This is a genomic window from Kurthia massiliensis, assembly GCF_000285555.1.
Classification (GTDB): Bacteria; Bacillota; Bacilli; order Bacillales_A; family Planococcaceae; genus Kurthia; species Kurthia massiliensis.
This window is the reverse complement of record NZ_HE611005.1, coordinates 1-25,659: the sequence shown is the minus strand read 5'-3', so window position 1 is coordinate 25,659 and position 25,659 is coordinate 1. Positions and strand designations below refer to the sequence as shown.

Below are 25,659 nucleotides of genomic sequence, written 5' to 3'. Positions count from 1 at the left end.
GCTCTTTTTGTGTGATTAAGATAACTTTTGAATGAATACAACTTTTAAGTAGTTGAACTCTGCAAATTCACGTGTAGAACGGAAGTCGCGTGGTAAACCGAATTGTTCAACGATTTTGTATTTCGTTTTCGTATCTTTAAATGCTTTATCGATAAACGTTTTGAATTTTTTCATACCGAAGCTTGCATTGTTTGTAGACGCTACGATAATACCGTTTTTCTCCGTAATTGCAATCGCATCTGCTAGTAATTTCGGATAATCTTTCGCTGTAGAGAACGTCATTTTTTTCGTACGTGCGAAGCTTGGTGGATCTAATACGACAAGGTCAAATTTAAGTTCGTGACGTGCCGCATATTTGAAGTAGTGGAAGACGTCCATTACTTTAATATCTTGTGCTTCGAAGTCGATACCGTTAATTGCAAATTGTTCAATCGTTTTCGCAAGGCTACGAGACGCAAGGTCTACACTCGTCGTTTTGTCAGCGCCACCTAGCGCAGCTGCTACAGAGAATGCACCAGTGTAAGAGAATGTGTTTAACATATTCGTACCTGCTGCGTATTTGTCGCGAATTGTACGACGAACGTCGCGTTGATCTAAGAAAATACCCGTCATCGCACCGTCGTTTAAATCGATTGCGTAGTTCATGCCATTTTCTTTAATAATAAGTGGGAAATCACCAGGTGTACCTTCTACGAAATCATCTTGATCGATATACATACCTTTCGTATCAAAACGTTTTTTCTCATATAATGCTTTGAAGTCTGTTACTTCTTTTAATGCATTAATAACGAATTCGCGGAATGAGTAGATGCCGTTGCTGTACCAGCTCATCATGTAATAGCCATCAAAGTAATCGATTGTTAAACCGCCGATGCCGTCGCCTTCACCGTTAAATACACGGAAAGCAGTCGTATCATCATCGTTGTAGAAATCTTGGCGTAAGCCAATTGCTTTGCTAATTTTTTTCGTGAAGAATGCTTGGTCAATATCTTCATGTTGACGAGTCGTTAAAATCCAACCAATCCCTTTATTTTGGTGGCCGTGGTAACCGCGACCGATAAAACGATTGTGAATATCGATTAATTCGATGAAGTCGCCTTCTTCTAAGCTATGTTGTTGCTCTTCTGAAATCGCTTTTTTTAATACAAGGGGATAGCCCTTCTTTAAATCTGCCGCGTATTCAGGGTCAACGCGTAATGTAATAGTTTCTCGCATTCAAGTCATCCTTAATATAAAAGTTTTTTTTATTATCTCATGTTTCAATTAATAAAGCGATGTTACAGAATATATAGTTATGTCATATTTCTTCATAAAGATGTAATCGTCCTGTCGTTGAGTGAGGAGTCATTATCACCTAGAATTGTTTTTAGAGATAACAAAAAAAGAATAATTTTAAATAAAAAACATAAAAAAATACAATTTTAAGGGAGAACATTTTGAAAAAAACATTACTAACGACAATGACAGTAGCAACAGCATTAGGGACACTCTCGAGCATCGACTTACAAGCAAGTGCCACAACAAAAGTTTCAGGTACATACGTGACGACTGCTACGAAAAGCCTTTATAACAAAGCAGGCGGCACGAAAGTTGGACGAATGGGAAAACATACGAAAATTAAATTATTCGCAAAAGACGTGAAAAAAGGTAGTACATATTACAAAATTTCACACGACGGCGGACAAAAACATTGGATCGTCAGCGGGAAATTTAAACAATTAACAGTTTCAAGTGCATACGATTATAAGAAAACATTCACAACGACAGCTGCGAAAAACTATTACAATCTAGCGGGCGGGCACAACAAAGTCCTCGGTAAACTCGCAAAAGGGAAAAAAGTGACAGCGATTAAAGGACGTACTGTAAACGGTAAGACATGGGTGAAAATTAGCGGTTACGGTTGGACACCGAAATCGAATTTAAAAAATTACGTATCACAAACGTCATCAGGTTCATTTGACAAATTAACGAGCTACGGGTCGAAGTTTTTAGGCGTACCGTACGTTTGGGGCGGTTCAACACCGTCTGGGTTTGATTGTTCAGGATTCGTGAGCTACGTTTACAAAAACGTATTAGGCAAAACATTGCCACGTACGTCTGCGGCACAATATAGCGCAGCGAAGAAAATTTCGAAATCAAGCTTGAAAAAAGGTGACCTCGTATTCTTTAATACGTCAGGTGGCGGCGTATCGCACGTAGCGATGTATGCAGGAAATGATAAATTACTACACGCAGCAGGACAACAAGTGAAATATTCTAATTTATACGATGGTTATTGGAATAAACGTATCGTCGGTTATGGTACATTCCGCTAATGAAAAAAGAGGCTGGGACATAAGTGTAAAAACAACATCTCAAATGAGCATAAGAAAAACCGGAATCGCGCTCTGGCGCGGTTCCGGTTTTTTGTTGCGAACGCTAAAAAAGGAAAATGAAATGTTTCGTCCCAGCCTCTTTTTTTATGCTTCCGCTAACGCGGCTTTTGCTAATTTTGAAATCGTCATATCGTCCATTGGCGGATTAGATAGTCCTGCGCGGACGTCGCGGTAATAACGATTTAGTGGAGAATCCGCTTTTAAACTTTGAGCGCCGACGATACGCATCGCAAGGTCAACAATGTCTAGCGCATTGTTAACGACGATATGTTTCGCCGCACCGAGTTCAAGCGTCATGTCATCACGCGTTTCAGGCTTTTCAAATTTTGCGGCGACGTCATATAAGAAGTGACGTGACGTTTTTAATTTCAATTCGATTTGACCAATTTTGTCTTGAATATGTGGTAGCTCCCCAATTGGGTGTGGCAAGCTGTTCGGTTGATATGTGCGGGCAAATTGCAGTGCATAATCACGTGCTGCTTGGGCAATACCTAAATAAACAGCAGGGATATGTAGCATCCAACCGTTCGCTTTCGTACGCGGTGCCGCTAACCATTCGACGAATGCTTCTTCTGGTAGTTCCACATCGAATAATACGTCGTGACTCGCTGTACCACGCATGCCGAGCATATCCCACGTTTCTTCAATTGAAACGCCAGCCGTTGCGTGAGGAATGATGAAGTAACCGATCGCTTGCTTGTCTTCAATCCAAGCCGATGTAATATAATGCGTCGTCGCATAAGAAAGGGAAGCGAAACTTTTACGACCTTTCACATGCCATTTACCGTCTAAAAAGACCGCTTGTGTGCCGGGACGTCCGCCACGTGTTGGACTACCAGTAATCGCTTCACTTAATAACCGATTCGTCAGCGCACGTTCATCGGTTATTTTTGTTGCGAACGTCTGTAACGTGTCTTCATCCCAAAATTTTTGGTCGTATAAGTCGCCGACGATACCTAAATGCCAGCCGATTGACAATGCTGTTGCGGCATCGAAGCTTGCAAGGGTTTCTTGGCATAACAACATATCGTAAATGCCGAAACCTTTACCCCCGTAAGCTTTCGGTAACGTTAATGTGTTGTAACCAATGTCGAGTAAGTCTTCAAAGTTGTCTGCTGGGAAACCGTTCGTACGGTCGGCTTCTGCACCACGTGTTTGAATGACTTCTTTCAATGTATGTAGTTGTGCGATCATATTGCGTTGTTCAGTCGATTGAATAAATGGTGTTAATGTCAAAATGATTGCCTCCCTCTTTGTGTATACGTTTATGATACCGTTAACAGAAATAAAAAAACACCTTTCTGTTTTCAGAAAGGTGTTTTTTTAAAATCATTAAGCTTCAGTTGAAGAAACGATTTCAGAAATAACGATTTCACTACCAAGCATTGGAGATTCTTTTGGCGCTTCGCCTTCTTTAGCTTCTGGACGTTTGTGTGCTGCTTTGAATGCATCGCTTTCACGCCAAGCTTTAAAGCCTTCTAAGTTTTCCCAGAACATGTTAACGCTCATTTCGTCGTACTCTTCGAAATCACGTGCGATTGCTACTTCAGTTTTGATGAAGCCATCGAATTCTTTTAAACGAGTATCAGCAGTAAATGCTGGTGCCATACGTTCTGCAAAGCCTTTTTTAACTTTAATACGATTTGATACGATAAACATAAAATATCCACTCCTTAGTATATTATCACTAAGAGCGTATATGATTTTGTTGATTTATGCAATAGATAGATAACGCTATATCTATGATCAAAAAACGCATTTCTTATTGGGGAAGAAATGCGTTCTTTCATATATTAAGGAGAGTTCTATATCGATTAGCTATATGTATGCTATCTTGGGGAATAGCACTTTGCTAAACAATGATAGAACGAGCGCGAAAAAAAGCGCTGGATAAGAATATAGGGGGACTAGTTCCTAATATTCTAATCTGCCATTATTATAAAACAGGTAAACATTTCCATCAATAAAAAATCAGCATTTTTAATACGAACATTTTATATATATATGCAATGTTTACGTTAATAGAAGCCGTTTACCATATATGGACAAAGCTCGTCAAGAACGTAAGGAAATAGGCTATAAGAATCGGCGTACTTGTGATAATTTAAAGTTTCATAGTTTGAAATAGCTATAACTTTAATTTACTAATTAGTTTAAAAATGGTAACAAAATCGACAATTTTTTAAGTGTTTTTTATGAGCAAATCGATTTTCTTTATTCATTTTCTTGAAAAATGTGTAACATGAGAGGAAGAGGTGGAAATGATGAATCGCGAAGAAATTATTCAAATTGTTTCAGAAAAAATCAAGCTAGTTCGTACAGAAAACAGTTATACGCAAGATCAGATGGCAGAATTAGTTGGAATTTCAAAGAAAACGCTCGTTCAAATTGAAAAACAACGAATCACTTGTGGTTGGAATGTGGCTGTAACAGTATGTGCATTATTTAGAGACAGCACGATTTTGCAAAATGTAATGGGTGGAGACCCATTAGAAGTAATTGAACTGACTGCGCATGATTGCATTACACGACCTGCTAAGCCGACGCAAAACACGAATGTCTGGTGGAAAACGCTTGAAGAAAATGCGGCGTATTGCTTACAACAAAATGTATTAAGCAACCATTATCGCATCGTCGATAAAGAAGGTTTTCATGTGTTCAGTAGCTTTGACGAGCCGCTAACACGTGCACATTATGAAAAAATTCAATAACGTACGTGCATGTCTCCAAATGAAAATATTTGCTCACCAATCGAAGTCGTTCGTTCACGATTTCGATTTTTTTTTAATGAAAAAAAGGGCATAATAACAATTGAGGTGACACGATGCACTATTTAAGTATGATTTTTTTCCAAGTAGTCGCGCCCATTTTAGTATTACTCGTACTCGGTGGCGCGCTACAAAAACGATTTCAATTCAATGTAAAAGCTTTATCAAGTCTTGTGACGTTTTGTTTAATGCCTGCCGCGGTGTTTTTAAATATTTATGAAACGTCTATTCAAGCTGCTGTGCTCGGCAAAATTATCGTTTATTTATTCGCGTTTAGTTTAACGCTCATGTTAATTAGTAACTTACTCGTCAAAGTGTTGCGCTTAAAAGGGGCACCTGCTGCAGTGTTTAAAAACAGTATCGTGCTCATTAATTCAGGCAACTACGGCTTGCCGGTAAGCCAAATGGTGTTTGCGACGCAGCCAATCGGGACAGCAATCCAAATTATTACGATCGTCTTTCAAAATTTAACGACGTATACGTACGGTTTGTACAATTTAATTGCGACGTCTAAATCAGGATTTGCAATTATTCGAGATATCGTCAAATTGCCCATTGTACATGCGCTCGTACTCGGAATTATTTTAAACGTTTTGGACGTTCCACTACCGATGTTTATTGATATTCCGTTGACGCATTTAGCAGAAGCCTTTATCGCCATTGCATTGCTAACGCTCGGTGCGCAATTGTCCAAAATTAAGCTGAAAACGTTACTGAATAAAATGCTCTATTTAAGCTGTATTGGCCGACTTCTTTTAGGGCCACTCGTTGCGATGTTGTTCATTTACGTATTCCGCTTTGATGGCGTCGTTGCACAGTCGTTACTAATGGCAAGTGCTTTTCCAACGTCGCGCAATAGTGCATCTCTTGCATTAGAGTATGATGTGGAGCCAGATTTAGCAGCACAAACAGTACTCGTTACAACGATTGTTAGCTGTATTACGGTAACGATGGTCATTTACGTATCACGTATTTTGTATCCTGTTTAATAGTTGTCGAAACGATGCCGATATCATACAATGATGCTAATGACTGAAAGGGGATTGTTCGATGAAGAAAAAGTTATTGCTCGTCTTGGCAGCATGTTCGTTCGTGCTAGCGGCTTGTGGTCCGAACGATCATGAATCGAATGATGACCGAGATCAAAATTATTATGCACTGAACGAAAAAGGTTAATGAAGAAGGTGATACGTAGAGTGCGTATCACCTTTTTAGTATGCAAAAAAACGCTAAGGGGCTGAGCCGTTAGCATTTTTTATATTGGATATGATTTGTCGGATAACAGTTTTTTAGAAGTATTGGATTTCACGGTTTACATCAATATTTTTGATGTCCATGCCAAGTGCTTTTGCAACACCTTCACCGTAAGCAGGATCAGCTTTGTAGCAGTGGATAATGTGGCGTTCTTTAATGAAGTCTTCAACGCCGTTCATTTCTGCAGCTGTGTTGTTGAATAATAATTGTTTTTGTTCGTCGCTCATTAAATTGAATAACTTACCTGGTTGCTCGAAGTAGTTATCATCATCTTCACGGAAGTCATAAATATCTGCAGGACCATCAAGTTGAAGCGCTGGATCTTTATATTGTGGTTGACCCTGTAATTCACCGTAGCTGTTTGGATAGTAAGTAATCGCAGAACCACGGTTGCCGTCTGCACGACCTTGACCGTCACGGTGGTAAACCATGAATGGACATTTCGGTGCGTTGACTGGAATTTGGTGATGGTTCACACCTAAACGGTAACGTGTTGCATCTTGGTAAGCGAATAGACGTGCTTGTAACATTCGGTCAGGTGAGAATGAAATACCTGGCACGACGTTAGAAGGTGCGAATGCAGCTTGCTCAACGTCTGCGAAGTAGTTTTCAGGGTTACGGTTTAACTCGAACTCACCAACTTCGATCAATGGGTACTCAGATTTGTACCAAACTTTAGTTAAATCGAATGGGTTGTCTTTGTGATTGCGTGCTTGCTCTTCTGTCATGACTTGAATGTACATTTTCCATTTCGGGAAATCGCCTCTTTCAATTGCTTCGAATAAGTCACGTTGTGAAGATTCACGGTCTTTACCGATAATTTCTGCAGCTTCTTCGTTCGTTAAGTTTTCGATACCTTGTTGTGTACGGAAGTGGAATTTCACGTAAACGCGTTCGCCCGCTTCGTTGATCATTGAGTACGTGTGTGAACCGAAACCGTGCATGTGGCGGTAGCCATTTGGAATACCACGGTCAGACATCACGATTGTTACTTGGTGTAATGCTTCAGGTAGCATTGTCCAGAAATCCCAGTTTGAATTAGCGTTATGCATATTCGTTTTAGGGTCACGTTTAACGACGTGGTTTAAGTCTGGGAAGTGTAATGGATCGCGGAAGAAGAATACAGGTGTGTTGTTACCAACCATATCCCAGTTACCTTCTTCAGTATAGAATTTTAATGCGAAACCACGGATATCACGTTCAGCATCAGCTGCACCGCGTTCACCAGCTACAGTAGAGAAGCGAGCAAACATTTCTGTTTTCTTGCCGACTTCTGAGAAAATTTTTGCTTTTGTATATTGTGTAATATCATGCGTTACAGTAAACGTACCGAACGCGCCAGAGCCTTTTGCATGCATACGACGCTCAGGAATAACTTCACGATTAAAGTTTGCTAATTTTTCGATTAAAAATACATCTTGTAAAAGAATAGGACCACGGCGACCCGCTGTTTGAGAGTTATCGTGTGATACGACTGGCGCACCAGTAATTGTCGTTAATTTTTCTTTATTATTATTCGTCATTCATATTGCCTCCCATGTAATATAATCATCTCTTCAATTACTATAACAGAATTAGATTAGAATTAAAAGTAAATAATAACAATTCTAATTAAGAAATAATGATTATTTAGTGACAAAACTTCCATCGGAACATTTTGTCATTAAATTGCTACAACTAATTATACATACCCTTCTTTATTCGAAATTAACAGCGAATCTGCATATTTTTTAACGTTCAATTATTTCTCAATAAATAAAGAAACAATATATTAATTGATAATTTTTTGATTGTTTCTATACAAATGAAGTTCGCAAATATCCATGTTCGTACATGCATATGAAATACATATTTTTTCTTTTACATAAATGAGCGACAATGATTGTAAATCAATAGAGGTGAAAAAGGAGACGGGAAACATGTTTGAACAAGCACGGCAGTTTTTAACGCAATATAGCACCGAAAATCATTTGCCAGCAGATTATGTCGCATCACGTTTGGCACAATTTGAGCAAACAGGAATAATCGATTATACATATGAAGAAATCGATTACGGCGCTAAATTAGCCTGGCGTAATAGTAATAAATGTATCGGGCGTCTTTTTTGGAAGTCGCTCAAAACGTTCGACCAACGACATTTGACGACGGCGCAGCAAGTATACGAAGCATTGCTGGCACATATCGATTACGCTACGAACGGTGGTAAAGTGCGGTCGACCATTTCTGTTTTTGCACCGAACGTTCGCATTTGGAATCATCAACTCATTCGGTATGCAGGGTATGAAACGGCAGACGGTATTGTCGGTGATCCAGCGTCAGTAGTGTTTACAAAACAATGTATCGCACTCGGGTGGGAAGGTAAAGGTGGCCGTTTTGACGTGTTGCCACTCGTCATTCAAATAAACGATGAAGCACCTGTATGGTTCTCGATTCCGTCTTCACATATTTTAGAAGTCGACATCGTGCATCCGACATTCGATTGGTTTCAAACGCTCGGCTTAAAATGGTACGCTGTGCCGATGATTTCGGACATGCGCGTCAATATCGGTGGTATCGATTTCGTGTCGGTACCGTTCAACGGCTGGTATATGGGAACAGAAATTGGTGCGCGCAATTTAGCAGATCAAGATCGTTACAATATGTTACCGATAATCGCTAAAAAAATGGGCTTAGATACGTCAACGAATGCGTCGCTATGGAAAGATTATGCATTAGTAGAGCTAAATCGTGCAGTGCTATACGCCTACAAACGGCAAGGAGTGTCTATTGTCGACCATCATACCGCAGCGGAGCAATTTTCATTGTTTCAACGCCAGGAACAGCGAGAAAATCGCGAAGTAACAGGGAATTGGGTGTGGCTCGTACCTCCATTGTCACCTGCAACGACACATATCTATCATCGGCCCCTTCAGAATACAAAACGCGAGCCCTACTATAAGTATCAGGAAACAGCTTATTCAACCAATAATGGTGGTGAAAAGTTATAACACACAAATAGTTCCAATTCATCACTTTAATATAAGAAAAATAGGGTACATAAAGGTGTAGTCTTTAGGAATTAGGAGTGATAACCCAACATGGATCAGCAAATTTTACAATCGGCTGATATGGAAAAGTTTTTTTCGTTCATAAAAATGCAAATTAACCGCGGTAAAATGCGTGCGACATTTATTGCGATGAAGCCATTAGCATCAACAGACAAAATGGCTATTGAGCAAATGTTATTAGAAACGTCGCGTGCAGATAACGTTTATTTTCGATTAACGAACGACGTTGTCGGCGTATTTTTATATGAAACGACTGAAAAAGAAGCCCATTATTATGTCAAGAGATTGAAACAAGCGTACCCGACGCTTACATGGTGTGCGGGTATTTGTGAAATGAATAACATCGACGACGAGACAGACACCGTAGCAGATGAAATTGTCCGCCTCGTTGAAAATCCAGAACCGCCTTATGTACGTACGTCAGACCGCTACAAAAAACGCCCACGCATTACGCAAAAAATTAGTATCGTCGAAGCAAATGAAGTGGCGCGTAATATGTTAAAGACGGCGATTCAAGCAATCGAAGTGGAAAACACCGATATTTTGCTTGAAACGTTTGAAGACGGCGAAGCGTTTATGTCATCTGATTGGCATAAATCGTATCATCCGCATATCGTCATTTTAAATATGCAGCTACCGCGTAAAAACGGTTTGCAAGTGACGAGCGAGCTACGTGCATTGCCGAACGATCGGAAATTTACGATTTTCTTAATTTCTCGATTGCTTGCAGCGGAAGATCAAATGACAGCGTATGAAGTCGGCGTCGATGCTTATATCGTTCGTCCGTTCCATTTAGCTGTACTTTGTTCGCAAATTAAACAAAAACTGAAAAGGAGAGGGTAATATGAGTCAGTCAATCGTTTGGCTTTCATATGGCGTTCTCTTTCTGTTTTTATTTTTAGTTATATTAGCGGTTTATATGATGTTCGATGCACACCGCTATCAGCAAAAGTTACAGCGCATCGATCACTATATGAAGCAATATAACGACGACTGCTACGCGTATTTTATTGCAGGAGATGACACGAGGCCATTAACGTTCCAACACGATGAAAAGTGCCAAGCCATTACCTACACCCTCGAAAGTTATGTCGCATACGTGCAAGATGCGGCAATTTTCACGCGCATTCAACGATATGCCGAAGCGCAATATGCATCGACGTACCGTAAACTACTTCGCAGCTATAGCACACCGAAACGATTGAACGTGCTTTATCGCATTTTCAGTTTCCAAATGAAGTCGCTTTTACCTGATGTGAAAACATTGCTGTCAAAACGGATTAGTCAACGCGAGCGTGTCGAGGCGTTGAAAATCGTCGCGAAGCTTGATGAAACATCGATTGAAACGTTTTATATGCAGCACCGTGCACGTTTACATGACGGTGAGATTGAAGTGATTGTGTCATGTTTAAGTGATGACATGATTTATCAAATCGTCGATCAAATGCACGAAGATACACGTTGGTTACGCGCAGCGCTCAAAGTGATGAATCGTCGCCAATTACAGGACGGTTCGACAGCGGTACACGCCTTGTTGCAACATGAAGACCGCCAAGTGCGCTTAGCAGCGGTGCGCATTTTATCAACGATTGGCACGACTGAGCCGCTTCGCACATTTGAATCGCTCTTTACATCTGAGGATCCGATTGAGCGCCGATTATTTTCAAAAATGGCGGTGCATTATCCAATCGAAGTGACATACGATTATATGTATGCGTTAGCGCAAGATAAAGTGTTCGACGTTCGTGCAGAAGCAATCAAATCATTAACGAATTACGCCAATCATCAATCGATTTTCAGACGTATGTTAGCGTCATTAGACGACCTTTATACGACAGAAATGATTCAAGCGTATATGAGTGGGGAGTTAGTCAATGATGCAGTACATTAATGAGTTTTTCCAAGCGACGATTTTAATTTATATGATTATCGTCATCGGCGCCTATGTCGTTATGTTAGTGTTTGCGCTGATTGAGTTAAATAACGATAAGAAGTTATCGCGTGAAAGCGTTGACGAGACGTTGCAAAACATCGACTATATGCATCCGGTATCGATTTTAGTACCGGCATATAACGAAAGTGTCAACATCGTCAACACCGTACAGTCGCTACTAAGTAGCCGCTATCCAGAGTACGAAATTATTATGATTAACGACGGTTCGAAAGACGATACGTTAGCAGTTGCCATCGAGTCGTTCAAAATGAAAAAAGTGCATAAAGTGTATCGGAAAAGTTTGCCGTCGAAAGATGTGCGCGGCATTTACGTATCGACCATTAATCCACGTATTTTACTCGTCGACAAAGAAAATGGCGGGAAGGCAGATTCGTTAAACTGTGGCATTAACATTTCGAACTACGACTATTTCTGTTCCATCGATGGGGACTGTATTCTTGGGGAAAATTCGATTGCGCAAGTAATGGCGCCAATCGTTGAAGATCCTGACGTTATTGCAGCAGGTGGTAACGTGAAAATCGCGAATGGTTCCGATATTCAAATGGGCACGCTCATGAAATACGGTTTATCGAATCGACCACTTGTCATGATGCAAGTGATCGAATATTTTCGTGCGTTTTTAATGGGGCGTATTACGTTTAGCCGTTTTAATATGGTGTTTATTATTTCAGGTGCCTTCAGTATTTTCTCGAAAAAAGAAGTGATAGAAGTTGGTGGGTACTTACGAGATACGATCGGTGAAGATATGGAGCTCGTCGTCCGTTTACACCGCTTAATCCGTAAGAAACAAAAACAGAAAAAAATTAAATTTTTGCCACACCCTATTTGTTGGACGGAGGCACCAGAGTCATTCAGTCAATTAAAACGTCAGCGTAGTCGTTGGCATCAAGGCTTAATCGAAAGTTTATGGCGCAATAAAGCAATCTTTTTAAACCCTCGCTATGGCAGCATCGCCTACATTACGTTCCCTTACTTTTTATTCATTGAATGTTTAGGCCCAATCATTGAGTTCGGTGGCTATATTTATTTACTGTATGCCTTTTTCACAGGGGGCATTTATTTAGAGTTCGCCGTATTACTGTTGCTGCTATTTGTTATTAATGGCGCACTGTTCTCGATGTTCTCGGTCATTATGGAAGCATGGATTATGAAACGTTACTTGTCACCGAAAGATATTTTGCGTTTGTTCGTACTCGCGATGACGGAAATCTTTTGGTACAAGCCGCTGACATTATGGTTCCGCCTCGTTGGGTTATGGAACTACATGCGCGGTAAAAGTAGCTGGGGCGAAATGAAACGAAAAGGGTTATAAGGAGAGGGAGTTGGCATGAAAAAATTATTATTCATCGTCGCTTTTGTGTTAGTCGTCATCGCCATCGTGCTCGGTGGTTGGCAATTAAAAAAGCCAACATCGTTAAATGTGACAATCGTTGATAAAACGGTTCCGACCGATGACTATGCAGAGCATGCTGGGTTAACGTGGTTGCTCGGTGCACGAAAGTATGTAAAAGAAGATGATACGAAATATACGCTACAAGATTACGTCGGCTATCACCCTGAGAAAAAACAGCCGATTGAAAAATTGCCGACGAATTATGATGACACTGATGTCATTTATTTAGCCGATACGTATGGCGTTTATGAAGAAAATGAGGCCGGCGATAAACCGAAAAAAATCGACGGTGGGTTAACGATTGAAGAATGGAATGCGATGTTTAAACGATTAGATCGGGATCGACCTGTCACGCTCATTACGGAGTTTAATACGTTAGCGATTCCGACAGATGATAAAGTACGCGCACATATGAGTAGCGTGCTTGGCATTCAACCGTCGGGGTGGATTGGCCGATACTTTACCGATTTATCGTTCGACAATCCAGATGTGCCACAATGGTTGAAAAATCAATATAAAGATAAAAAATGGCCATATAGCGGTAAAGGCTATTTAATCGTTAATGAGCAACAAGAAAAATCGTTCGTGCTGGATGAAAAAGATGTTGATGGCACGCTTACGTTATCATTTACTAATGCAGGGAAAGAACAGTTCGGTTTAACAGATTCTGTGCCGTATCGTAAATGGTTTGAAATTGTCGAAGAAGAATCGTCAAAAAATGTTTTAGCATATTACGATTGGGACGTTCAAAGTAGCGGGAAAAAGAAACTCCGTAAATACGGTGTGCCTGAGAAGTTCGTCGCGATTCATAAAATGACGATGAACCAAGCGACCGCTTATTACTTTGGTGGCGACTTTAATGTCAGTCCATCGTTGCCAAACTACTACCAAGGGCTCGGCATTCCGACGATGCATAAATGGATTAGCCACTTTAGTAAAGAGAACGGCTTTTATTGGGATACGTATACGCCTGTAATGAACAACATTTTAGCTGAGGCAAAAGCGAATCAGAAAAAAGTCGTCGCAAAAAAAGAAAAGCCAAAAGACGTCCAATATCCATCGCGTATTGAAGGAACGGATATGCAAGTGAAAGTCGATGGTAAATGGCAAACGATGAAAATTCAAGGTGTGAACTTAGGGATGGGGAAACCAGGTTACTTCCCTGGACAAGCGGCGATTACCGAAGATGAATATTTCGAGTGGTTTGACGATATTGGAAAACTTGGCTCGAATACAATTCGTGTTTATACCGTACAACCGCCGGGCTTTTATAACGCGTTGAAACGGTATAATGAGCAAGCAGACCATCCACTATACGTGTTGCACGGTACGTGGATTGAAGAAGAACGCATCGTCGAAAAAGGCAATGTGTATGACAAAAAAGCGACTGAGGCATTCCAACAAGAAATTCGTCACATCGTCGATATTATTCATGGGAATGAAATGATTCCGTATAAAGCGGGACATGCGACAGGTGCTTATACGACCGACGTTTCAGAGTATGTCATCGGTTGGATTATCGGCATTGAATGGGACCCAGAAATGGTCGTATCGACGAATAAGAAAAACAAAAAAGTAGGCGACTATAACGGGACGTACGTTTATTCAAAAGACGCATCACCGTTCGAACATTGGATTGCTGAACAGCTTGATTACACCGCAACTTATGAAAAAGAACAATACAATTGGATTCGTCCGTTAAGCTTTACAAACTGGGTAACGACCGATTTATTAGATCACCCGGAAGAACCGGATCCGAAAGAAGACCTCGTATCGATTGACCCGAATAAAATTCATTTAAAAGGCGACTACAAAAAGACGTCGCAATTTGCGAGTTATCACGTTTATCCGTACTATCCAGAGTCGCTCAACTATCAATATAACGATTACGTCGACTTCCGTGGAGAGAAAAATAACTACGCGGCGTATTTAAAAGATTTACATGCGGCGCACGATATGCCGATTTTAATCGCGGAATTTGGTATTCCAGCGTCACGTGGTAAAACACATGAAAACGTCAACGGTTGGAACCAAGGGCATATGTCGGAAAAAGCGCAAGGTGAAACGCTCGCGCGATTGTACGAGGACATTTTACACGAAGATTTGATGGGTGGCCTCGTCTTTACGTGGCAAGATGAATGGTTTAAACGAACGTGGAATACGATGGACTTAGACAATCCAGACCGTCGTCCGTACTGGTCAAATGCGCAAACGAGTGAGCAACAGTTTGGCCTCGTAAGCTTTGATACACTCAAAATAAAAGTAGATGGCGACGATAGCGATTGGAAGCAGTCTAAAACGATTTACAAAACGAAAAAAGGCCCGATTCGTTCATTAATGATGGATCATGATGAACGTTACGTGTACTACAAAATTCAAATGGCGACCGATGCGAAAGGTTACCCGATGTTGATGCTCGATACGAAGCAGTCGGCGGGGAACACGACGGTCAACGACTACGACTTAAAAACGACGAATGCGTTAGAGTTTATCGCACCGCTTCAGTCGAAAGATAATGCGCGTATGCTCGTCGATACACAATACGATATTTACGCGCTGTATTACGAGAAATACGATCGTGAAAATATTCATTACGATGCGCAACAAAATAGCGGCAATTTCACGCCGATTCATTACGTATTAAGTAACACGTTAAAAATCCCGACGACGAAACAAGTCATTCCGTTCCACGGATATGAGACAGGGAAGTTTTTAGAAGGGAATGCGAATCCGGAGAGCCGTTATTACAATTCACTCGTTGATTTCAATATGAATGAAAAAGAACATTTTATTGAACTGCGTGTACCGTGGATGCTTATGAGCTTTGCAGACCCAAGTTTAAAAGAAGTGGTTGGCGCAATCGGACCGAATGATTATGAAGCGCGTGAAAAAGTAGAAGGTATTCAAGTAGGTGTTGCGTTCATTAACGAAAGCGGGGAAGTTCAAACGACGTTACCGGCCAAACAAGGAAACGTTGTTGGGAAGTTTAAACAGTATACGTGGGACAATTGGGAAATTCCACAACATCAATACCGTTTAAAACAATCGTACGACATCGTTCAAAAAGTGTTTATGAAAAATGATGCAGCGTTTATTGAGTAAATAAAAGGCAGTCCTCCGTCGAGGACTGCCTTTTTTAATCGTTCGTGACGAAGCGATTTTTCGCGCCTGTATAAGCACAAATGAATAATAAAACGGTGACGACAATATATAAATAATTCGCGGCATGATAATGACCAAACACGTCGTATAAATAACTGTACAGCACCGGACCAACTGCGGCAAGTAAGTAGCCGATAGATTGGCCGAAACCGGAAAGTTCTGCCGCTTCGTAAGCATTGCGGGCACGCACTGAGAAAAACATCATACAAATGCCGAACGACGCGCCTCCTGCAAGTCCGAGTAATATCATCCATAGCCACGTAAATTGCGTGAAGTCGAGTAATAGACCACAAAATCCGATAACGTATAGCGCGCTAAACATGACGACGAGTGGACGTTGGTCTTTTGCCTTATCTGCTAAAATCGGGATTAAAAATGTCATCGGTAGTTGCGCGAGTTGCATCATCGAAAACATCGCGCCGGCTGCATTCGCGCTCATTCCTTGGTCAACGAGCATCGATGGTACCCATGCAGCAGTCGTATAAAACAATAGCGATTGGAAACCCATCGCAAACGTCAGCGCCCACGTCAGCGGGTAGCGCCAAATCGCTTTTTTCGGACGTTCACCTTGTACGTGCGTTGCCGTCGTATGGAAGGTCGTTTTCGTTTGCGGTAGCCAAATGATTAGCGCAACGATAATAAAGACGAGCCAAATACCGAGCGCACCTTGCCAACCGAGTGTTGTCATCGCAATTGGGTAGCTCACACCTGCTGCGAGACTAGCGGTAATGTTCATCGCGACCGTGAAAATTGCTGTTAGTAAACCGATTTGAAACGGAAAACGTAATTTAATCAAGCTCGGCATTAAGACGTTACTAAAAGCAATCCCGACACCGATTAAAACGGTGCCGATATATAATGGCATGCTCGTACCGACCGAGCGTAATAACACGCCGATACCTAAAATGAAAAGTGCGATAAATAATGTGCGTTCGATGCCGAAGCGACGTGACACTTTCGGTACGATTGGCGATACGATAGCAAACGCGAGCAGGGGAATCGTCGTGATAAAACCTACAACGACATTTGAAATGTGTAAATCCTTGCGTAAAAGTTCAATAATCGGTCCGACAGATGTAATCGGAGAACGCATCGTAAACGAAATACAAACGATGCCGAGCACGAAAATCCACGTTGCTTTCGTCCATTTCCGGGACGTCTCTGTTGTATGATTCATAAATATCCTCCAAATTTATATTTCTGTCATTAAGGGTATCATTTTCCAAATCGCTTTGTCTCGATAAAATTACAGAAAATTACATCAATTATATCGGAAATTAAGTCTTGAAGTAGATATGTATTTATATTAGAATTAAACATGTATAAAAAAGAATATTGCAATGCCTCATCCAGCAAAAAAGGTGAGGTAGAGGTCGCGAACGCTATAAGTAAACTATCCGAAATGAAAAAGCATTACTGACGATAGTTGAAAGGAACGTTTGCCGAAGTATTTCAAATGCTTTTTCGTTTGAATGCTGGGGCTGTCGCTTAATAGGTGCAGAACTGTCACGTGAAAACGTGTTGAGCTATCTTTAATCTAAGTTTGGTGGGACATCATACATATATACCCATTTTAGACGACTAGCTCTAGAATGGGTTTTTCTATGAAGAAAAACCACCGTTAGACCTTGATATGCAATAGGGAAAAGAGGAAAAAGTTTATGAGCAATAAAACAGAAGAGCTCGAACTTAGTCGTGGATTGAAATCTCGCCACATTACGATGATCTCGCTTGGCGGTACGATCGGTACAGGTTTACTACTTGCAAGTGGTAACTCAATCGCGCAAGCAGGTCCGGGTGGTGCACTGTTAGCTTACGGGCTAATCGGTATTATGGTTTACTTCTTAATGACAGGTCTCGGGGAAATGTCCGCGTACATGCCGGTCTCATCAATGAGTACGTACGCAACAAAATTTATCGACCCATCACTTGGATTCGCACTCGGTTGGAACTATTGGTATAACTGGGCTGTAACGATCGCCGCAGAAGTCGCAGCGGTTGCTATCGTTATGAAATACTGGTTCCCAGATACACCTTCATATATTTGGAGTGCCGCATTTTTAATTATCATTTTCTTATTGAATTATTTATCCGTAAATACGTTCGGTGAAAGTGAATATTGGTTTGCATTTATTAAAGTCGCAACGATTATCATCTTCTTAATTACGTCGTTCTTAATGATCTTCGGCATTATCGGTGGTAATGCACCAGTCGGCTTCACGAACTTCTTCGAAGGAGATGGTCCATTCCATGGCGGTTTCTTAGCGATGTTCGGTATTTTCTTAGCGGCAGGATTCTCGTTCCAAGGGACAGAATTACTTGGTGCGACAGCAGGTGAAGCAAAAGATCCGGAAAAAACAATTCCAAAAGCTGTTAAATCAATTTTCTGGCGTATTTTACTGTTTTACATTTTAGCGTTATTCGCAATCGGTTTATTAATTCCTTATACAGATTCACGTTTAATTAACGATAATGACAGCGTAGCCGTTAGCCCATTCACATTAGTATTTGAAAATGCGGGTATCGGTTTTGCGGCAACGTTAATGAATGCGGTCGTATTAACAGCGATTTTATCGGCAGGTAACTCAGGTTTATACGCATCATCTCGTACGCTTTGGCAATTAGCAAAAGACGGTCTAGCACCGAAAATTTTCTTAAAATTAAACAAAGGTGGCGTACCGGTTGCAGCATTAGTTGTAACAGTATTAGTCGCTTGTCTATCATTCTTATCATCAAAATTTGGTGGTGGGGAAGTATACATTTGGTTATTAAACGCATCAGGTATGTGTGGGTTCATCGCATGGCTCGGTATGGCAGCAAGTCATTACCGCTTCCGTAAAGCGTTTATCGCACAAGGCCACGATGTGAGTGAGCTACCATACAAGTCAGGATTTTATCCATTTGGTCCAATTTTCGCGTTCGTATTATGTTTCATCGTCGTTGTTGGTCAAGGGAAAGACGCGGTACTTGGTAATTCAATCGATTGGATGGGCATTTTAGTATCATTCATCGGTGTGCCGATCTTCTTATTACTATGGTTCGGTTACAAAATCGTCCACAAAACGAAAGTGATTAAATTAGAAGATGTCGATTTAGAAACAAATCGTCGTCAAGATTAATGAAAAGCACGGTGCTTCGGCATCGTGTTTTTTTGTTAATTTAAGGCATATCGTCACCGGTGTCACGCGTCAATAAATGACGTAAAGTGAACTATTTTTCATATCGCTAAACTTTACATTTTTGACGAAAAAGAGAAAATCGTTCGTAAAATGATTGAAAAATCTGACATGAACGAATGAATGTTAAGAAATAGGTTTATTTTCTTAATATTTTAAAAATAAAGAAATCTTAAACTTATATTGATTTTGTATGTAACAATGATATACTTTGTACATTATTTCTTTTAACAATAAACAATTTAGAACAACTTACTCATATAATCGTGGGGATATGGCCCACAAGTTTCTACCGATTCGCCGTTAACGAATCGACTATGAGAGGCAATCTACTAAAATGGGATACCATTTTTTTAATTCGACTTATTACTCGGAGTTTATTGCCCTACTCGTAGCACACGATAGGGTAATGGACTGCGAGTTTTTTTGTTAATAAAAACATGAGAATCGAAAGGGGCCTTTCATTTTGAAAGCACTAGAACAAGCAATTTTAGAACACGGTAAAGTTTTACCAGGAGACGTATTAAAAGTTGATTCATTCTTAAATCACCAAATCGACCCACAATTAATGCAAGCGATGGGGCAAGAATTTGCTGACTTATATAAAGATGCAGGTTTAACAAAAATTTTAACACTTGAAGCTTCAGGTATCGCGCCAGCAGTAATGGCCGGCTTAATTTTAGGCGTACCAGTCGTTTTCGGTCGTAAACGTAAATCTGTCACATTGCAAGACAACATTTACACAGCGGATGTTTATTCATTCACTAAAAAAGTAACGAATACCATTTCAGTCTCTAAAGACTTTTTAAATGAAGAAGATACAGTATTAATCATCGATGATTTCTTAGCTAACGGAGAAGCTGCGAAGGGCTTACTGAGCGTTGCCAACCAAGCAGGGGCGAAGGTTGCCGGCATCGGAATCGTAATTGAAAAAGGATTCCAACCAGGTGGTAAAGCACTTCGTGAACAAGGATATCGCGTCGATTCATTAGCAATCGTTTCTTCATTGGATAATGGCACAGTAACCTTTGCTTAGGAGGCAAACAATACAATGAACAAGGCAAAACTTGCGACACTCGGGATTCAACATTTATTAGCAATGTATGCGGGCGCGATTTTAGTACCGATTATTATCGGTGGCGCGCTCGGCTTTAACGCTGCACAAATGACGTATTTAGTATCAATCGATATTATGATGTGCGGGATCGCGACATTACTTCAAGTCATGCGCGGAAAAGCATTCGGTATCGGTTTACCAATCGTTTTAGGATGTACATTTACAGCCGTTACACCGATTATTACAATCGGTACCGGTCATGGTTTAGGTGCGATTTATGGTTCTATTATTGCATCAGGTTTGATTATTATTTTAATCTCAGGATTCTTCGGACATCTTGTAAAATTTTTCCCACCAATCGTGACAGGTTCTGTCGTAACGATTATCGGTTTAACGCTTATTCCAGTAGCTTTTAATAACGCTGCTGGTGGTGACGCGACGAGCAAAGATTACGCGTCAGCAGAAAATGTGATTTTAGCATTTGCAACGATGTTAATTATCATACTCGTATACCGTTTCTCTACAGGTTTTGTACGCTCAATTGCCATTTTAATCGGCTTAGTTGCCGGTTCAGTCATTGGCGGATTTATGGGTAAAGTAGATTTTACAAATGTCGCAAATGCGTCATGGTTACACGTCGTGAAGCCGTTCTACTTTGCAACACCAACATTCGAAATCGTACCAATTGTCACAATGACACTTGTAGCACTTGTTTCATTAGTAGAATCAACAGGTTCTTACTTTGCACTTAGCAATATGACAAATACACCGATTGATCAAAAAGCATTAGCACGCGGTTACCGTTCAGAAGGTTTAGCGTCAATTATCGGTGGTATTTTTAACTCATTCCCATACACAGCGTTTTCTCAAAACGTTGGTTTAATGCAAATGACGGGTGTGAAAAAACGCTCTGTTATCGTCATTACAGGTTTCATGCTTGTAGCGCTCGGTTTCTTACCGAAAATTGCCGCATTAACGACAGTCATTCCAACATCTGTACTTGGCGGCGCAATGATCGTCATGTTCGGTACAGTGATGTCACAAGGTGTGAAAATGTTAGCGGTCGCAATTGGCCATAACGAAGGCAATGCGATGATCGTCGCTTGTTCATTAGGAATGGGCCTAGGGGTTACCGTATTACCAGAAATCTTTAAAGTGTTACCAGAAAGCGTTCAATTACTGACAAGTAACGGTATCGTCGCTGGTAGCTTAACAGCAATTGTTTTAAATATCGTATTCAATATGATTCCTTGGAAACGTGAAGCGATGTCTACAGAAGCACAAGCAGAATTAGACGCGATCAATCCACGCAAACAAGCCGTTGAATTTTCTCAAAAAGAGTTAACAGAAAAACAAGCATAAACGTGAAAAAAGCGATGTTCCGCGATGAACGTCGCTTTTTTTATGCACATTTCGCTGATATGTATAAACCTATAGTTAAAATGCTACAAAATTTATATGAAAAATATTTTCTTTTGCCAATATTATCCTTTACAATAAATGTATGTTCAAATCGTTTCAAATCGGGAATACAGAAATAGAAAAAGAAAATTATTTTCACAAAGTGGAGGGAATTTAATATGTATGAAGATTTAAAAGGTAAAGTAGTGGCGATTACAGGGGGATCAACTGGTTTAGGACGTGCAATGGCAATTCGTTTCGCAAAAGAGGGCGCAAAAGTTGCAGTCAATTACTATAAAGACCGTGAAGAAGCAGAAGATGTGAAAAAAGAAATTGAAGCGCTCGGTTCTGAAGCAATCATCTTCCAAGGGGACGTTCAAAAAGAAGAAGATGTGATCAATTTCATTCAAACAACGGTAAAAGAGCTAGGAACATTAAACGTTATGATTAACAATGCGGGAATTGAAAATCCTGTGCCATCACATGAGATGCCACTTGACGACTGGAACCGCGTCATCGGTACGAACTTAACAGGGGCATTTTTAGGTAGCCGTGAAGCGATTAAATATTTCGTTGAAAATGATATTAAAGGGAATGTCATTAACATGTCTTCCGTACATGAAATGATTCCTTGGCCATTATTCGTTCATTACGCAGCTTCTAAAGGCGGTATTAAATTAATGACGGAAACGTTGGCATTAGAATATGCACCAAAAGGCATTCGCGTTAACAATATCGGTCCTGGGGCGATTGATACGCCGATTAACGCTGAAAAATTTGCAGACCCAGCACAACGCGCCGACGTTGAAAGCATGATTCCGATGGGCTGGATTGGTGAGCCAGAAGACGTTGCCAACTGTGCTGCATTTTTAGCTTCAGAACAAGCTCGTTACGTGACAGGTATTACGTTATTCGTTGACGGTGCGATGACGAAGTACTCAGACTTCCAAGCAGGTCGCGGTTAATATGAAAAAAAGAGTCGCAGCAGCGGCTCTTTTTTTATTCACTAAATCCAATATCTTGTTCTGCCCAAAGACGTTCTTGAATTTCTTCACCGACGACTTGTAAATCGTAGGCGTCAATCGTCATTAACGTATACGTCGGATCATGCTTGTCGATATACGTTTCGACGAGGCTTTTCACATATTTTGGTGAACCTTCTTGGTCTTCATCGTAAACGATTAAATAGCCGTCTGAATGTAAGACGAAAAACTTATTTTTCTCGACGAACTGCCACGGCGCCTCGTACGGACGATTTGTAATGGCAGTCGTAAAATCGGCGCGTGCCATCATATCTTGATAATGCATTTTTTTTTGGTCGTTCCAATTTTTTTCTTGGTCCAGAAATGGCGTCATGATCGCATATTTTAAATCAGGATACGTTTGTTGTAGCTCCCAGACGACTTCTACTGTCCATGTTTCGATGCCAAGTTGCCCGCTAACGAGTACCCACTCTAGCCCTTCTTCGATGCAAGTCGTTAAACGATTTTTCAACGCCTCTTTAATAACGGGAAGCCCTGGATGATTGTCATTAAAAATCCCAAGTTCATGTGCTTTATAACCCGTTACTGCTAATCGTTTGATTGTCAATATGATCACCTCTCGTTATGTTTTAGCATATCATATGTAGCAATTTGCACGCTGTTTACAAGATTGTCATTTTTACAACTTGAAAATACATTTTTTTGAAAAAATGTTTGTCATATGATAATTGATGCGTAACAATGGAGGTGTATCACATACCTAGGGGGTTTTGTATATGAAAGCAGCAGTTTGGCATGGCCAAAAAGATATTCGTATCGAGGATAAACAGTTAAAGCCACTAAAAGACAATGAAGTGACAGTACGCGTCGCATGGGCGGGTATTTGTGGCTCAGATTTACATGAATATCAAGAAGGACCTGTATTTGTACCAGTTGATGGAGCTGATGCATTAACAGGAGAAATTGCACCTATTATTATGGGGCATGAATTTGCCGGCATCGTTGAAAAAGTCGGTAAAGACGTGACAACGGTCAAAGTAGGGGATCGCGTTGCAGTGAACCCGACATTAACATATGGCAACAAACCAGAAGATTTAGATTGCTACGATGGATTTAGCTTTATCGGTCTTCACGGTGATGGTGGTTTCACATCATTTGCCAACGCACCAGCATCAAACGTTTATAAGCTACCAGATACATTGACGTTACAAGACGGTGCGTTAGTAGAACCGACAGCGGTCGCAATGCAAGCGGTCAAAGAAGGTAATCTACTATTCGGTGATAATGTTGCAATTTTTGGCGCTGGTCCAATCGGCGTTTTAACGTTACTTGCAGCGAAGGCAGCCGGTGCAAGCAATATTGTCGTTTTTGATTTATCACAAGAACGTTTACAAATGGCGAAAGACCTCGGCGCGACAGCTGTATTTAATTCAGCAGAAGTAGATCCAGTAGAAGCGATGAAACGTTACGCGCCAGAAGGGGCTGATGTAACATTTGAAGTAGCAGGTGTACAACAAACGTTGAAATCTTCTATAGAAGTAACGCGCCCACGTGGAACAGTCGTGATCGTATCGATCTTTGCGCATGCAGTTGAGTGGAATCCGATGCAATTAACGAATACCGGTGTCAAATTGACATCATCGATTGCCTATACGCCAACATCATTCCGTCAAACGATTGATTTAATGGGTACAGGTCAACTAAAACCACAAGGCATCATTACCGATCAAATTGAATTAGATGATATCGTTGAAAAGGGCTTTGAAGCGTTAACAAATGATAAGTCACAAGCGAAAATCTTAGTGAAACTAAGCGGCGATATGTAATATAGAAGAAAGGCTAGCAAATGATGCTAGCCTTTTTTATTTCTGCTGTGGTAAATAAAAATGGTTTATCACTGCATGTACCGTAATAGTGATAATAGATCGTGCTTTCAAATAGTCGCGCCATTACTTCATCAATCGACAATAAATATTGCCGATAGTCATCGGTAATCGTACGATCTTGTATAATGGCTCTTAAAGTCGTATCATGTTGCAGTTGTTCATATATATATTGGCGTTTCTTCTTATAGAAAGGAATTTGCTGTTGCTGTTTATCATAAAGATGGCCATATTCATGAAATAGCGCTAATTGCATCGCCGTATCGCGGTCATATTTATAATAAAGACCAATCGTTTGTGACGCTTGATCATAGTAACCGTTCGTCCCTTTTTTTCCTAGATGTAAATGAAGTTTAGGAATAACACGATAATTGCGGAGTACGTCGTTTAAAATACGACAACCTATCGCCAGTTGTGCTATAAAATGCTGTGCTTTTTCTTTTGGCATATAGTCGACTATGATTTCCTCGACGTACGGTAGCAATAGCGCATAATCATCATCCGTTAAAATCGTTGTCATATCGTGTTGTTTTGTAGGGGATAATTGCAACTGTTTGTGCTGTTGCACATAACGTTCAAGTTGTGAAGAAAATCGCGCATCGTATTGACCAGCTGCATTGCGTACGACACTAGAAGAGCGACCGATTTTATAGCATAGCTGATTGTAGCTATACATCAGCAATTGATGACCGCGCGTCGGTTCGAGCGTGAACAATTCAAATGTTGTGTTTTGATTCACGAGTAAAAGCTGTGCGTGTTGAAATGTTGTTACGCAACAATATGCAATCCACTCATAAAAATGTGGGAAAAATCCTTGCACAATCGTCTGTTTATCATCTATTCTAATAACAACCGTACATAACGCTAGTGATATAGGCGCTGTATTCGGTATTGTTATATAGTGATTTTGAATAGAAAAGGGATGGTCTTTTATGTTGAAGATCAATGTAAACACCTCTCAAAAACATGTATTAAAATGAGTATAAAACGAAAAAGATATAAATTGAAAACTTTTTTTGAAAAAACTATTGCATTGTTTGTTATTCGAGTATATAATAAGTCTTGTCTTTAAGAGACAAACAAAAACATTGACAACTTAAATGTTGAAGTGTTATTATTAAATAGTTGTTCACCGAAAAACTTCTTTAGAAAATTTTTAAAAAAGTGTTGACAACTAAAAAATATGATGATATAATAAGTGAGTCG

General features: G+C 40.4%; 21 protein-coding genes and 2 riboswitches. Of the genes, 14 read left to right on the top strand and 7 right to left on the bottom strand.

All coding sequences use genetic code 11. The annotated features are described in order from the left end of the window. Positions 1-15 precede the first annotated feature (15 nt). Positions 16-1,215 (bottom strand): class I SAM-dependent rRNA methyltransferase, encoded by a 1,200-nt coding sequence (locus KMHG_RS15710; protein ID WP_010290967.1) that lies wholly within the window; start codon positions 1,213-1,215, stop codon positions 16-18. A gap of 221 nt (positions 1,216-1,436) precedes the next feature. Here KMHG_RS15710 and KMHG_RS18530 point away from each other — a divergent pair, with 221 nt between their 5' ends. Further along, positions 1,437-2,315 carry a C40 family peptidase gene (locus tag KMHG_RS18530; RefSeq protein WP_010290965.1) on the top strand — a complete coding sequence of 293 codons (879 nt, stop codon included), beginning with the start codon at positions 1,437-1,439 and terminating at the stop codon, positions 2,313-2,315. Between the two features lie 144 nt (positions 2,316-2,459). On the opposite strand, the gene KMHG_RS15700 is transcribed toward KMHG_RS18530, so the two are convergent. Then, positions 2,460-3,611, bottom strand: a complete 1,152-nt coding sequence (locus KMHG_RS15700) for an acyl-CoA dehydrogenase family protein (RefSeq protein WP_010290964.1) — start codon at positions 3,609-3,611, stop codon at positions 2,460-2,462. 96 nt (positions 3,612-3,707) lie between these two features. Then, the gene (locus KMHG_RS15695) at positions 3,708-4,034 is read right to left on the bottom strand and encodes a heme oxygenase (protein WP_010290962.1); all 327 of its coding nucleotides are present in this window, start codon (positions 4,032-4,034) and stop codon (positions 3,708-3,710) included. A gap of 605 nt (positions 4,035-4,639) precedes the next feature. Between KMHG_RS15695 and KMHG_RS15690 the strand changes: the two genes are divergently transcribed. The 3 genes from KMHG_RS15690 to KMHG_RS19715 all read left to right on the top strand — a co-directional run bounded on the left by KMHG_RS15690 (position 4,640) and on the right by KMHG_RS19715 (position 6,319). Next, complete coding sequence (locus KMHG_RS15690) at positions 4,640-5,086, top strand: helix-turn-helix transcriptional regulator (protein WP_026022144.1); 447 nt, start codon at positions 4,640-4,642, stop codon at positions 5,084-5,086. A gap of 113 nt (positions 5,087-5,199) precedes the next feature. Then, complete coding sequence (locus KMHG_RS15685) at positions 5,200-6,132, top strand: AEC family transporter (RefSeq protein ID WP_010290960.1); 933 nt, start codon at positions 5,200-5,202, stop codon at positions 6,130-6,132. A 61-nt stretch (positions 6,133-6,193) separates the two neighbouring features. Next, on the top strand, positions 6,194-6,319 hold the full coding sequence (locus KMHG_RS19715; protein ID WP_261797386.1) for a hypothetical protein: 126 nt from the start codon (positions 6,194-6,196) through the stop codon (positions 6,317-6,319). 113 nt (positions 6,320-6,432) lie between these two features. On the opposite strand, the gene KMHG_RS15675 is transcribed toward KMHG_RS19715, so the two are convergent. Beyond that, the gene (locus KMHG_RS15675) at positions 6,433-7,920 is read right to left on the bottom strand and encodes a catalase (protein ID WP_010290959.1); all 1,488 of its coding nucleotides are present in this window, start codon (positions 7,918-7,920) and stop codon (positions 6,433-6,435) included. Positions 7,921-8,316: 396 nt separating this feature from the next. On the opposite strand from KMHG_RS15675, the gene KMHG_RS15670 reads away from it, so the two are divergent. The 5 genes from KMHG_RS15670 to KMHG_RS15650 all read left to right on the top strand — a co-directional run bounded on the left by KMHG_RS15670 (position 8,317) and on the right by KMHG_RS15650 (position 15,893). Then, positions 8,317-9,384, top strand: a complete 1,068-nt coding sequence (locus KMHG_RS15670) for a nitric oxide synthase oxygenase (protein WP_010290958.1) — start codon at positions 8,317-8,319, stop codon at positions 9,382-9,384. Positions 9,385-9,474: 90 nt separating this feature from the next. Beyond that, the gene (locus tag KMHG_RS15665; RefSeq protein ID WP_010290957.1) at positions 9,475-10,287 is read left to right on the top strand and encodes a response regulator; all 813 of its coding nucleotides are present in this window, start codon (positions 9,475-9,477) and stop codon (positions 10,285-10,287) included. Position 10,288: 1 nt separating this feature from the next. Beyond that, positions 10,289-11,335, top strand: a complete 1,047-nt coding sequence (locus KMHG_RS15660) for a HEAT repeat domain-containing protein (protein ID WP_010290956.1) — start codon at positions 10,289-10,291, stop codon at positions 11,333-11,335. Next, positions 11,319-12,710, top strand: coding sequence for a glycosyltransferase family 2 protein (locus KMHG_RS15655; protein ID WP_315969406.1), 1,392 nt, complete (start codon positions 11,319-11,321; stop codon positions 12,708-12,710). The genes KMHG_RS15660 and KMHG_RS15655 overlap by 17 nt, the downstream gene beginning before the upstream one ends. A gap of 15 nt (positions 12,711-12,725) precedes the next feature. Then, positions 12,726-15,893 carry a glycoside hydrolase family 113 protein gene (locus KMHG_RS15650; protein ID WP_010290954.1) on the top strand — a complete coding sequence of 1,056 codons (3,168 nt, stop codon included), beginning with the start codon at positions 12,726-12,728 and terminating at the stop codon, positions 15,891-15,893. Positions 15,894-15,927: 34 nt separating this feature from the next. On the opposite strand, the gene KMHG_RS15645 is transcribed toward KMHG_RS15650, so the two are convergent. Next, the gene (locus KMHG_RS15645) at positions 15,928-17,130 is read right to left on the bottom strand and encodes a CynX/NimT family MFS transporter (RefSeq protein WP_010290952.1); all 1,203 of its coding nucleotides are present in this window, start codon (positions 17,128-17,130) and stop codon (positions 15,928-15,930) included. 182 nt (positions 17,131-17,312) lie between these two features. Beyond that, positions 17,313-17,490: riboswitch (Lysine riboswitch) on the top strand. A gap of 124 nt (positions 17,491-17,614) precedes the next feature. Between KMHG_RS15645 and KMHG_RS15640 the strand changes: the two genes are divergently transcribed. The 4 genes from KMHG_RS15640 (at position 17,615) to KMHG_RS15625 (ending at position 22,552) form a co-directional block, all read left to right on the top strand. Beyond that, positions 17,615-19,072: an amino acid permease gene (locus KMHG_RS15640; protein WP_010290951.1), complete on the top strand. Its 1,458-nt coding sequence runs from the start codon at positions 17,615-17,617 to the stop codon at positions 19,070-19,072. 293 nt (positions 19,073-19,365) lie between these two features. Beyond that, a riboswitch (purine riboswitch) is annotated at positions 19,366-19,467 on the top strand. A 128-nt stretch (positions 19,468-19,595) separates the two neighbouring features. Next, positions 19,596-20,165, top strand: a complete 570-nt coding sequence (locus tag KMHG_RS15635; protein ID WP_010290949.1) for a xanthine phosphoribosyltransferase — start codon at positions 19,596-19,598, stop codon at positions 20,163-20,165. Between the two features lie 15 nt (positions 20,166-20,180). Next, positions 20,181-21,548: a nucleobase:cation symporter-2 family protein gene (locus tag KMHG_RS15630; protein WP_010290947.1), complete on the top strand. Its 1,368-nt coding sequence runs from the start codon at positions 20,181-20,183 to the stop codon at positions 21,546-21,548. A gap of 218 nt (positions 21,549-21,766) precedes the next feature. Next, entirely contained in the window at positions 21,767-22,552 is a 786-nt protein-coding gene (locus KMHG_RS15625) for a glucose 1-dehydrogenase (protein ID WP_010290945.1), read from the top strand. 34 nt (positions 22,553-22,586) lie between these two features. On the opposite strand, the gene KMHG_RS15620 is transcribed toward KMHG_RS15625, so the two are convergent. Next, the gene (locus KMHG_RS15620; protein WP_010290944.1) at positions 22,587-23,177 is read right to left on the bottom strand and encodes an SLOG family protein; all 591 of its coding nucleotides are present in this window, start codon (positions 23,175-23,177) and stop codon (positions 22,587-22,589) included. A gap of 169 nt (positions 23,178-23,346) precedes the next feature. Between KMHG_RS15620 and KMHG_RS15615 the strand changes: the two genes are divergently transcribed. Further along, complete coding sequence (locus KMHG_RS15615; RefSeq protein WP_010290942.1) at positions 23,347-24,396, top strand: 2,3-butanediol dehydrogenase; 1,050 nt, start codon at positions 23,347-23,349, stop codon at positions 24,394-24,396. Positions 24,397-24,409: 13 nt separating this feature from the next. On the opposite strand, the gene KMHG_RS15610 is transcribed toward KMHG_RS15615, so the two are convergent. Then, on the bottom strand, positions 24,410-25,399 hold the full coding sequence (locus tag KMHG_RS15610; RefSeq protein WP_154647383.1) for a hypothetical protein: 990 nt from the start codon (positions 25,397-25,399) through the stop codon (positions 24,410-24,412). Positions 25,400-25,659: the final 260 nt, after the last annotated feature.

What these genes read in the sequence shown, in the direction of transcription:
- KMHG_RS15710 (WP_010290967.1), bottom strand. Translation starts at nt 1,215, where the DNA reads ATGCGAGAAACTATTACATTACGCGTTGACCCTGAATACGCGGCAGAT.
- KMHG_RS15695 (WP_010290962.1), bottom strand. Translation starts at nt 4,034, where the DNA reads ATGTTTATCGTATCAAATCGTATTAAAGTTAAAAAAGGCTTTGCAGAA.
- KMHG_RS15690 (WP_026022144.1), top strand. Translation starts at nt 4,640, where the DNA reads ATGAATCGCGAAGAAATTATTCAAATTGTTTCAGAAAAAATCAAGCTA.
- KMHG_RS15685 (WP_010290960.1), top strand. Translation starts at nt 5,200, where the DNA reads ATGCACTATTTAAGTATGATTTTTTTCCAAGTAGTCGCGCCCATTTTA.
- KMHG_RS19715 (WP_261797386.1), top strand. Translation starts at nt 6,194, where the DNA reads ATGAAGAAAAAGTTATTGCTCGTCTTGGCAGCATGTTCGTTCGTGCTA.
- KMHG_RS15675 (WP_010290959.1), bottom strand. Translation starts at nt 7,920, where the DNA reads ATGACGAATAATAATAAAGAAAAATTAACGACAATTACTGGTGCGCCA.
- KMHG_RS15670 (WP_010290958.1), top strand. Translation starts at nt 8,317, where the DNA reads ATGTTTGAACAAGCACGGCAGTTTTTAACGCAATATAGCACCGAAAAT.
- KMHG_RS15665 (WP_010290957.1), top strand. Translation starts at nt 9,475, where the DNA reads ATGGATCAGCAAATTTTACAATCGGCTGATATGGAAAAGTTTTTTTCG.
- KMHG_RS15660 (WP_010290956.1), top strand. Translation starts at nt 10,289, where the DNA reads ATGAGTCAGTCAATCGTTTGGCTTTCATATGGCGTTCTCTTTCTGTTT.
- KMHG_RS15655 (WP_315969406.1), top strand. Translation starts at nt 11,319, where the DNA reads ATGATGCAGTACATTAATGAGTTTTTCCAAGCGACGATTTTAATTTAT.
- KMHG_RS15650 (WP_010290954.1), top strand. Translation starts at nt 12,726, where the DNA reads ATGAAAAAATTATTATTCATCGTCGCTTTTGTGTTAGTCGTCATCGCC.
- KMHG_RS15645 (WP_010290952.1), bottom strand. Translation starts at nt 17,130, where the DNA reads ATGAATCATACAACAGAGACGTCCCGGAAATGGACGAAAGCAACGTGG.
- KMHG_RS15640 (WP_010290951.1), top strand. Translation starts at nt 17,615, where the DNA reads ATGAGCAATAAAACAGAAGAGCTCGAACTTAGTCGTGGATTGAAATCT.
- KMHG_RS15630 (WP_010290947.1), top strand. Translation starts at nt 20,181, where the DNA reads ATGAACAAGGCAAAACTTGCGACACTCGGGATTCAACATTTATTAGCA.
- KMHG_RS15625 (WP_010290945.1), top strand. Translation starts at nt 21,767, where the DNA reads ATGTATGAAGATTTAAAAGGTAAAGTAGTGGCGATTACAGGGGGATCA.
- KMHG_RS15615 (WP_010290942.1), top strand. Translation starts at nt 23,347, where the DNA reads ATGAAAGCAGCAGTTTGGCATGGCCAAAAAGATATTCGTATCGAGGAT.